The following is a 9,355-nucleotide window of genomic DNA, read 5'->3' on the forward strand; positions in this document are numbered from 1 at the left end:
ACCGCGACGCGGCCGGCAGCCCCCGTCCGGGATCCGGCACGCAGGACGGCACATGAAGAAGGGCTCGTAAAAAGAAGGGCTCGTAAAAAAGAGGGAAGACAGATCGTCGTCGCCGTGGTTAGCATGCGGGCGATGAACATCTTCTCCTTTTCCGGATTGGGGGAATCATTCGCGCAAGGTGAGTGCTGATGGCACCTCACTTCGCGGATGAGATTCCTTCCCACCTGCTGATGTGGCGGCGCGTACGTGAGTACGCCGTGCCACCGTCCATGATCGAGAACGCGACCGCACGGCGTGCGGCCGGCGACTGGGCGGGGGCTTGCGCCGCCGCCCGTGTCCACGTCGATCTCGATCTTCGCGCCGTGCGCCGTCGCCACGGCACCCAAGTCGTCACCCGCCTCCGTAAGGACCTGCGCCGGCTGGCGCCGGATCTGCTCCGCTGGCACCTGCCCCGCATCGCCCCGGACGGCCGGCTCCGTCCCGGACTCACCATCTCGCTGGCCCGCTACGGCAGTTACGCCGACCCGCCTCTGCACCTGGTGGTGCGGACCCCGCCGGCCTGGGCGGACGGCGGGCAGTGGATGTCCCTGGCGCTGTGGGAGGGACCCGGGAGCGGCCCTCCCGACCACCACCCCCATCCGCACCCCGAGCGGCGTTTCCGGCTGGATCTGCACCGGCATCTCTGGGACGCCGGGCGGAGCGGCGAGCTGCGGGCGCGGTGCGGCGCCGAGAAGGATTCGCTGCACGACTCCCCCTGGGCGACGGGCCGTTGGGCCGTCGAGGCCGAGTTGCTGTTGCGGGCCGGGGGACTTCCTCGCGGGGCCTTCACCGTACGGCTCGGTGCCCGCAGACGGGCTGTACTCGAACTCGTCGCCCCCGACGACAGCCATGTCCCCGCACTCCGGCCCCTGCCCGACGGTGTGCTGCCGCCGCAGGAGGTCGCGGCGCTCCCGGTGCTCCCGGAGGCGGCGGCCCGGGTCCTGCCGGATCTGGAGCTCCTGCGGACGGGACTGATCCCGCCCGAACGGCTGCATCCTCTCGTCGCCACAGCCCTGGCGGAGTACGGGGTGGCGCCGGTGGGCGGTCCCGTACCCGAACCCGGCGATCCGCATCGCGTGGAGTGCCGTGGCGAGACCCATCGGATCGCGCTGCGGGACGGTGTGCTGACCGCCGTCGACCACGACCCCGCCCAACTGCGGCGCGAGGAACTGCTCGTGGCGCTCGGCGGGCCCGCGCTGCCCTGTCTGCGGGCGATCGACACGGTGCACCGGGATCCGGAGGCGCTGCCCGCGGTCCGGGAGCGGCTGCGCCACGGTGATGCCACCGGGGCACTGGCCGTGGTCGAAGGCCTGCTCGGTCCTGGTGCGGTCCTGCGCGACGGACCGCTCCGCGAGGAACTGGAGCGGGCCGCGGCCCGGCACGTCGACCACGGGCTCTTCCGCTCGGGCCTGGTCGCCGTGCACCCCGCCGCCGGTACGGCAGGCGGCGCGGACCTCCCGGGTGGCGCGGGCGGCTCGGACCGCGCGGGCGGCTCAGGTCGCGCGAACGACCCGGGCGCGGGACGGGTGAAGGCCGGTCACCGCCCCCGGCTCGACCGTTTCACGCCGCTTCCGCTGCGCAGCAAGCTGACCGGCCGCTCCCGGCCCCGCACCGGTCTGGCGTCGTGACCGGCGACCCGCCGAAGCCCTCTTTCCCCGCTCCTCGTTCCTTGCTCCCCGCTCTTGCCGCGCGTTCCGCGCCGCACGTCTCCCTGCCGTCCAGGACGGGCTCGCCCGTTCCCCCGATCCCCTCCAGGTGATGCCCATGACCCTCAGCACCACGCTCCTGCCCGCCGCGGACACCCGTCTCGCCGTCGCCGACGGCCTCCTGTCGCTCCTGCGGACGACCACCACCGAGCCGCGCCCCGACGAGCAGCTCGAAGCGCTCACCCTGGCCGTGGCGGCGGACCTGCCGGTGCTGCTCTGGGGCGAGCCGGGCATCGGCAAGACCGCGGCCCTGACCCAGCTCGCGGCCTCGCTCGATCTGCCGCTGACGACCGTGATCGCCAGCGTCCATGAGCCGTCCGACTTCTCGGGGCTGCCCGTCGTGGGCGAGGACCCCGCGACGCAGGGCGTGCCGATGGCGCCGCCGCAGTGGGCCGTGGAGCTGGTACGGGCCGGTCGCGGACTCCTCTTCCTGGACGAACTCTCCACCGCGACCCCGGCCGTGCAGGCCGCGCTGCTGCGGGTCGTCCTGGAGCGGCGGGTCGGTGCGCTCCAACTGCCGCCGGGCGTACGGATCGTGGCCGCCGCCAATCCGCGCGCTTCCGCGGCGGACGGGTGGGAGCTGAGCCCGCCGCTGGCCAACCGCTTCGTGCATCTGTACTGGGTGCACGATCAGGAGGTGGTGGTGCGTGGGCTGGGCGGTGTCTGGCCGAGGGCCGAACTGCCCAGGCTGGCGCCGGAGTTGCTGGCGGAGGCGGTGGCCTTCTCACGGCGCGCGGTCTGTGGTTTCCTGACCGCCCGGCCGACGCTGATCCACCGGCTGCCGAGCACCGAGACACGGCGTGGCGGTGCGTGGCCCTCGCCCCGGAGCTGGGACGCCGCGCTGACGCTGCTGGCGTTCGGCACGGCCGCCTCGGTCTCCCGTGAGGTGCTGGCCCTGCTCGTACGGGGAGCGGTGGGCGACGGCCCCGGACTCGAACTCCTCGCCTATCTGGACCGGATGGACCTGCCGGATCCGGAGACGCTGCTCGCCGACCCGGCCACCGCCGAACTGCCGGAGCGGGGTGATCTGCGGCAGGCCACGCTGGAGGCGGTGGTGGCGGCCGTCGGGGCGCGGCCGGAACGGGAGCGCTGGGAGGCGGGCTGGGCGGTGCTGGTGCGGGCGCTGGAGACCGGCACCGCGGACCTGCTGGTCGCCCCGGCTACGGCGCTGGCCGCGGTGCGGCGCGACGACTGGGAGGTGCCCGCGTCGATGGACCGGCTGGCCGGGGTGGTGGGTCTCGCCCGGCGGGCGGACCGGTCGGTGGAGCGGGTCGCGGCGGCTGCCGCGGCTGCCGAGCGCGCGGCGGCGGGAACATGCCGATGACGGGGACCCCGAGGACCCCGGACCAACGGACTCCGGAGCAGCGGGCCCCGCACCCCCGGCCGCGTCCGATGCCCCGGCCCGCGCCGCCGCGTCCGGTGCGGGCCGCCCCGCCGAAGCCGCCGGCCGGCTCCGGTGCGGCGGACCGGGTGGCCGGACTCCCCCTGGACATGGAGAAGTTGCTGGCCGCCCGGCTGCACGCGGTGAAGGTGCGCCCCTATCTCGCCGCTGCGCTCTTCGCCCTGCACGTGGTGGAGGACCGGTCGGTGCCGACGATGGCGGTCGACGCGCACTGGCGCTGCTATGTCTCCCCGGGGTTCGTGGCGCGCATGCCGATGGAGGAACTGGCGGGTGTGTGGGTGCACGAGGTCTCCCATCTGCTCCGGGACCACCACGGCAGGAGCGAGCGGTACGCGCGGCAGCACGAGCAGTTCGGGCCGGGCGAGCGAAGCGGGACGGAGGTCCCCCCGGCCGAAGACTGGGGGAGGCTGCGCCGGAACATCGCCGCGGACTTCGAGATCAACGACGACATCTACGGTGACGGTCTGCCGCGGCCCGCCGGAGCGGTGCTTTCGTCCCTGTTGCGGCTGCCGGGCGGCCTGTTGATGGAGGAGTACCTGCGGACGGCGTCGATGTCCGGTCTCACCGCGGACCTGGCCTGGCTGGACTGCGGCAGCGGCGCCGACGGGCAGGGCCGGCCGTGGGAGCTGGGTCCGGACGGGGCGAACGGGCTGAGCAGGCACCAGCAGGACGCGGTCCGCTTCCGGGTCGCGGAGGGGATCAAGGGCCGGCCGGGCAAGGCGCCGAAGGGCTGGCGTCGCTGGGCGGACGAGGCGTTCCAGCCCCCGCAGCCCTGGCGGCAGTTGCTGGGTGCGGCGGTGCGGTCCGCGGCGGGCGCGCCGGGCGCGGGCGAGAACCACAGCTACCGGCGTCCGTCCCGGCGCTCGGCGAGTGTGCCCGGAGTGGTGCTGCCGAGCCTGCGCCGTACGCCGCCCGGTGTCTGCGTCGTGATCGACACCTCCGGGTCGGTGAGCGACGCCGAACTGGGCAGCGCGTTGCTGGAGGTGGCGGCGATCTCGCGGGCGGTGGGCGGGCGGCGCGACCTGGTGTCGGTGATCTCCTGCGACGCGGCGGCCGGGGTCGCCGTACCGCTGTGCCGCGCGGAGAACATCGAGCTGGTCGGCGGCGGGGGCACGGACCTGCGCTCCGGTTTCGCCCGGGCGCTGCGTTCCCGGCCGCGCCCCGACGTGATCGTCGCCCTCACGGACGGCCAGACCCCCTGGCCCTCCGCGCCGCCGCCCTGCCGTACGGTCGTCGGTCTCTTCCCGCGCCCGGCCCGTGCGGTGGACGAGGAGAACCCCGACTACGTACCGGGCACTCCGCCGTCCTGGGCGCGTGTCGTCACGATCGGCTGAGCGGCCGGCGGGCAGGAGCTGCGGCAGCCCCTGCTTCAGCCCTTGTATCTGCATCTGCAGCAGCCGTCTCTGCCGCTGCCGGAGAGCCGGCCGCGGTGAGGCGGCGCTCGGCCAGTTGACGGGCCGCCCTCATCGGGGTGACGCCGGTCGTACGCGCGAGGTCCAGGATGTGTCCGACGGTGTCGCCGATGCCCTCCACCCGCTCCAGGGCGGCCTCGTGGCCGTAGCCCTCCGACTCCCGGCCGAGTGTGTAGGCGACCCCTCCGGCGCCCGCCACATAGTCCGGCACCCAGACGGTGCCACGCTCCGCGAGGATGTCGGCGATCGACTCGTCGGCGAGCTGGTTGTTGGCCGGTCCGACGACCAGCGGCGCGGTGAGCCGGGGAACACTCGTCTCGTCGAACACTCCGCCCACGGCGGCGGGCACGAGTATGTCGGCCGGGGCCGACAGGGCCCGGCCGGGCTCGACCCACCCGTACCCGCTCGCGAGCGCGGCCTCCTTGCGGGAGTGGTCCACGTCCGACACCACGACGTGCGACCCTTCCGCGGCCAGGCCGGCGGCGACCCGGCTGCCGACCGACCCGAACCCGCTGACGACCACCACCTTGCCGGTGCAGGAGGCGTCGCCGAAGACATGGCGGGCGCCGGCCCGCAGCGCGGCCAGGACACCGACGGCGGTGGGCCCGCCGGAGTCCCCGGTACCGCCGTGCTCCTCGGGCGCGCAGTACGCGTACGGCGAGAAGCGCCGCAGGACCACCATGTCCTCGGGGCCGGTGCCGATGTCGGGTCCGGTGCGGTAGGAGCCGTCGAAGGAGGCGATCAGCTCGCCCAGGTCCTCCAGCGCGGACTCCCGCAGGCCCGGGGTGACTTCGGTGTCCCGGTCCAGGGCGATCACGCTCTTGCCGCCCCCGAAGTCCAGTCCGGCCACCGCCGACTTGTACGTCATCGCCTCCGACAGGCGCAGCGCGTCGGTCAGTCCGTCCTGCCAGGTGTCGTAGCGGCGCATCCGGCAGCCGCCGGCCGCCGGTCCCAGCACACGGGAGTGGACGGCGACGATCAGCGGCAGGCCGGAGCGGCGTCCACGACGGACAACGACCTCTTCATGTGCGAATGCTCGACTCATGCCGCCGAAGCTAGGCTGATGCGCGGACCACCGGGAGTCGTACCGAATCTCATTCGGTGTGGGGGCAGGGGAGGAAGCCGTGGACGAACTTGATTCGGCGATCGTGCGCGAACTGCAGGCCGACGGTCGGCAGTCGAACCGCGCCCTCGCGGGAAAGCTCGGCATCGCCCCCTCGACCTGTCTGGAACGCACGAGGCTCCTGCAACGGCGCGGCATCATCCAGGGCTACCGCGCCGAGGTCTCCTTCAAGGCCCTCAACCGCTCGGTGCAAGCCATGGTGTTCACGCAGGTGCGCCCGCTGCGCCGGGACGTGGTCACCTCGTTCGAGCAGTCGGTGACCCGGCTGCCGGAGGTCGTCTCCGTGTACACGATGGCCGGCAGCGACGACTTCCTGGTCCATGTCACGGCCCAGGACATCGACCACCTGCACGCCTTTCTCCTGGACCAGTTCACCAACCGGCGCGAGATCATCGCCTTCCGCACCTCGATCATCTACCAGCATCTGACCAACCCGGTCCTCGGCCCGCTGCCGCCCGCGGAGTAGGAGCACACCGGCAGCGCGGCGGGCGGCCCCACCCATAGGACCCATGCCATGCCCCCTTCACACGCCTTCCCTCTGGAGCCCACCCCGATCCAGGTGCCCGACGAGGTGCTCGACGATCTGCGCGCCCGTCTCGCCGCGACCCGTCCGCCGCTGGACGAGGGGAACGAGGACTGGTCGTACGGCGTCCCGGCCGGCTACCTCGGTGAGCTGCTGGCCCACTGGCGGGACGGCTACGACTGGCGCAAGGCCGAGGCCGCCATCAACGGCCACGAGCAGTACCGCGTGGACGTGGCCGGTGTCCCGGTGCACTTCATGCGCGAGCCGGGCCGCGGCCCCCGCCCGGTTCCGCTGATCCTCACCCATGGCTGGCCGTGGACGTTCTGGCACTGGTCGAAGGTGATCGGCCCGCTCGCCGACCCGGCCGCGTTCGGCGGTGACCCCGCGGACGCGTTCGACGTCATCGTGCCGTCCCTGCCCGGCTTCGGTTTCCCCGGCCCGCTCACCGGCTTCCCGGACGTCAACTTCTGGAAGGTCTCCGACCTCTGGCACACCCTGATGACCGAGACGCTGGGCTACGCGAAGTACGCGGCCGGGGGCTGTGACATCGGCGGGATCGTCACCAGCCAGCTCGGCCACAAGTACGCCGACGAGCTGTACGGCATCCACATCGGCTCCGGGCTGCCGCTGGACTTCTTCACCGGCCCCCGCGCCTGGGACTTCGCCCGGAACCGGCCCCTCACCGACGACCAGCCCGCCGAGGTCCGCGCCCGCGTCGTCGAGCTGGACCACCGCTCGGCGTCCCACCTCACCGTGCACATGCTCGACGGCGCCACCCTGGCCCACGGGCTGAGCGACTCGCCCGCAGGACTGCTCGCCTGGCTGCTGGAGCGCTGGAACTCCTGGAGCGACAACGGCGGCGACGTCGAGTCCGTCTTCAGCAAGGACGATCTGCTCACCCACGCCACGATCTACTGGGTGAACAACTCCATCGCCACGTCGATGCGTTATTACGCCAACGCCAACCGCTATCCGTGGGCCCCCTCCCACGACCGCACCCCGGTGGTGGAGGCCCCGGTCGGTCTGACCTTCGTCACGTACGAGAACCCGCCCGGCGTCCACGGCGCCGAGGAGCGCGTCCGGGCGTTCGAGACCGGCCCGCAGTCCGCCTGGTTCCACCACGTCAACGTCAACGCCCATGAGCACGGAGGTCACTTCATCCCGTGGGAGAACCCCGATGCCTGGGTGAGCGACCTGCGCCGCACCTTCCGGGGCCGCAGACCCTGAGCTGTCGCCGCCCTATGGCAGCGAGCGGCACCGCTCTGACCAGGGGCGGAGGATCGCGGGAGAACATATCCGGGCCGCGGTGTGGGTAACTTCCCCCGCATGGCTGCCGTGTTGTTCGACTTCTCCGGGACCCTCTTCCGTATCGAATCCACCGAGAGCTGGCTGCGCGCCGTACTGGCCGGGGCCGAGATATCCGTTCCGGAGCAGGAGTTGCTGCGGACCGCGAAGGAACTGGAGGCGGCGGGCGCGCTGCCCGGCGGGGCCCCTCACCGGGGGCCGGTGCCGCCCGAGCTGACCGCGCTGTGGGGCATCCGCGACGAGAGCGCCGAGGCGCACCGGGCCGCGTACACCGGAGCCTGCCGCCAGGTGGAGCTGCCCGCTCCGGAGCTGTACGACGCGCTGTACGACCGGCACATGGATCCGGCGGCCTGGCGTCCGTACGCCGACGCGATCGACGTACTGCACACGCTGCGCGACCGCGGGGTCGCGATCGGGGTGGTCAGCAACATCGGCTGGGATCTGCGGCCGGTGTTCCGCGAGCACGGCCTCGACGCGTACGTGGGGGCCTACGTCCTGTCGTACGAGCACGGTGTCCAGAAGCCGGACGCACGGCTCTTCGCGAGCGCCTGCGACGCGCTCGGGGCCGATCCGCGCGAGACCCTGATGGTCGGGGACGACCGGCTCGCGGACGGCGGAGCGGCGGCCCTGGGGTGCGGGGTGTACTTCGTCGACCATCTGCCGGTGACGGACCGGCCGAACGGACTACGGCCGGTGCTGGACCTGGTCCGCCCGTGATTCCCGCCTGATACCCAGCCGCTCCCTACCGGGCCCCGGGCCGGTCCTCAGCTCTGATAGCCCTCGACCTGCGACGACGGCCGTACGCGCGCGTCGTCCGGGTTCTCGCCGAACTCGGACTTCGCGCGCCGCTGCCGCAGCAGGTCCCAGCACTGGTCGAGATCGCGTTCCAGCCGACCCAGACGTTCCTGTTCGGTGGCGCTGTCGATCTCCCCGGACGCGAGGGCGTCCCGGAGCGCGCGCTCGTCGTCGACCATCGCCGTGATCCTGGCAAGGATCTGCTCTTGATCCATGGGTGTACGCCTCCTCGGCACTCCTGCCCACTGTAAGCAGCGGACGAAGGCTCGGCGACAGCGCCGAACGGCAGGCCGGCCCCCTGGTGGCCCCCGCCGGAGGGACGCGCCGCATTCCTTGCCGACCGCCCGGGACGATCCCCCGCGTCGCCCCGGACGGACGGCAGCCCGGAAGTGATCCCCGAGGGGACCGGCCCGGACGCGCTGAGTATAGTTGGCTGGCAGCCAGTCAACGCAGGAGTACATAGGATGTCCCCTCGCAGCGCATCGGTCAATGAAGAGTTGCGGCGACGTTCCCGCGAGAGGCTTCTGCAGGCGGCGCTCGAACTCGTCGGCGAGCGCGGATACGACGCCACGACGCTGGGAGACATCGCGGACCGCGCGGGCTCCGCCCGGGGCCTCGTCTCGTACTACTTCCCCGGAAAACGCCTGCTCGTCCAGTCCGCCGTGCACCGGCTGATGCACCGCACGCTGGAGGAGGCGCTGGAGCGCGAGCCGCGCACCGAGGACGGCAAGGAGCGGATGGCGCGGGCCATCGACGCGATTCTGGGCCTCGCCCGGGACCATCCGGTGGTGATGCGCCAGCACATGGCGGGCATCCTGCAGGGCGAGGGCTTCAAGCAGTGTCCTGAGCAGCGCCGGCTGGCCGAGCTGCTGAGCGACACCATGTCCCGCTACGGCTCACCGGACACCGCCGCCGACTATCCGATGCTGCGGGCGCTGCTGATGGGCGCGGTGTACGCGGCCCTGGTGCCGGGGGTCCCGATGCCGGTGCCGGTGCTGCGGGCCGAGTTGTTCCGGCGGTACGGGCTGGACTGGGAGCGGGGTGCCCCGC

10 protein-coding genes are annotated in these 9,355 nt (G+C 72.8%); 8 read left to right on the top strand and 2 right to left on the bottom strand.

The genetic code is table 11. The features are described 5' to 3' along the window. The 4 genes from ACFWGJ_RS37120 to ACFWGJ_RS37135 all read left to right on the top strand — a co-directional run. Positions 1–189, top strand: a 189-nt coding sequence (locus ACFWGJ_RS37120) for a hypothetical protein (RefSeq protein WP_387333377.1), incomplete at its 5' end; no start/stop codon positions are given. Continuing rightward, positions 189–1,667, top strand: coding sequence for a hypothetical protein (locus tag ACFWGJ_RS37125; RefSeq protein WP_387333378.1), 1,479 nt, complete (start codon positions 189–191; stop codon positions 1,665–1,667). The genes ACFWGJ_RS37120 and ACFWGJ_RS37125, both read left to right, overlap by 1 nt. Before the next feature lie 136 nt (positions 1,668–1,803). Next, positions 1,804–3,069 carry an AAA family ATPase gene (locus ACFWGJ_RS37130; RefSeq protein ID WP_387333379.1) on the top strand — a complete coding sequence of 422 codons (1,266 nt, stop codon included), beginning with the start codon at positions 1,804–1,806 and terminating at the stop codon, positions 3,067–3,069. A 167-nt stretch (positions 3,070–3,236) separates the two neighbouring features. Further along, complete coding sequence (locus ACFWGJ_RS37135) at positions 3,237–4,481, top strand: VWA-like domain-containing protein (RefSeq protein ID WP_387333386.1); 1,245 nt, start codon at positions 3,237–3,239, stop codon at positions 4,479–4,481. On the opposite strand, the gene ACFWGJ_RS37140 is transcribed toward ACFWGJ_RS37135, so the two are convergent. Further along, positions 4,468–5,604, bottom strand: coding sequence for a Glu/Leu/Phe/Val dehydrogenase dimerization domain-containing protein (locus ACFWGJ_RS37140; protein WP_387333380.1), 1,137 nt, complete (start codon positions 5,602–5,604; stop codon positions 4,468–4,470). The genes ACFWGJ_RS37135 and ACFWGJ_RS37140 overlap by 14 nt on opposite strands. Before the next feature lie 79 nt (positions 5,605–5,683). Here ACFWGJ_RS37140 and ACFWGJ_RS37145 point away from each other — a divergent pair, with 79 nt between their 5' ends. The 3 genes from ACFWGJ_RS37145 (at position 5,684) to ACFWGJ_RS37155 (ending at position 8,227) form a co-directional block, all read left to right on the top strand. Beyond that, complete coding sequence (locus tag ACFWGJ_RS37145; RefSeq protein WP_387333381.1) at positions 5,684–6,148, top strand: Lrp/AsnC family transcriptional regulator; 465 nt, start codon at positions 5,684–5,686, stop codon at positions 6,146–6,148. A gap of 48 nt (positions 6,149–6,196) precedes the next feature. Next, entirely contained in the window at positions 6,197–7,432 is a 1,236-nt protein-coding gene (locus ACFWGJ_RS37150; RefSeq protein WP_387333382.1) for an epoxide hydrolase family protein, read from the top strand. A gap of 99 nt (positions 7,433–7,531) precedes the next feature. Then, entirely contained in the window at positions 7,532–8,227 is a 696-nt protein-coding gene (locus tag ACFWGJ_RS37155) for an HAD family hydrolase (RefSeq protein ID WP_387333383.1), read from the top strand. Positions 8,228–8,274: 47 nt separating this feature from the next. Here the strand turns inward: ACFWGJ_RS37155 and ACFWGJ_RS37160 are convergent, their stop codons facing one another. After that, positions 8,275–8,520: a DUF2630 family protein gene (locus ACFWGJ_RS37160; RefSeq protein WP_387333384.1), complete on the bottom strand. Its 246-nt coding sequence runs from the start codon at positions 8,518–8,520 to the stop codon at positions 8,275–8,277. A gap of 249 nt (positions 8,521–8,769) precedes the next feature. Here ACFWGJ_RS37160 and ACFWGJ_RS37165 point away from each other — a divergent pair. Next, on the top strand, positions 8,770–9,355 hold a 586-nt coding region (locus tag ACFWGJ_RS37165), incomplete at its 3' end, for a TetR/AcrR family transcriptional regulator (protein WP_387333385.1).

Source organism: Streptomyces sp. NPDC060205, from assembly GCF_042728395.1.
In the GTDB taxonomy this organism is placed as follows: domain Bacteria; phylum Actinomycetota; class Actinomycetes; order Streptomycetales; family Streptomycetaceae; genus Streptomyces.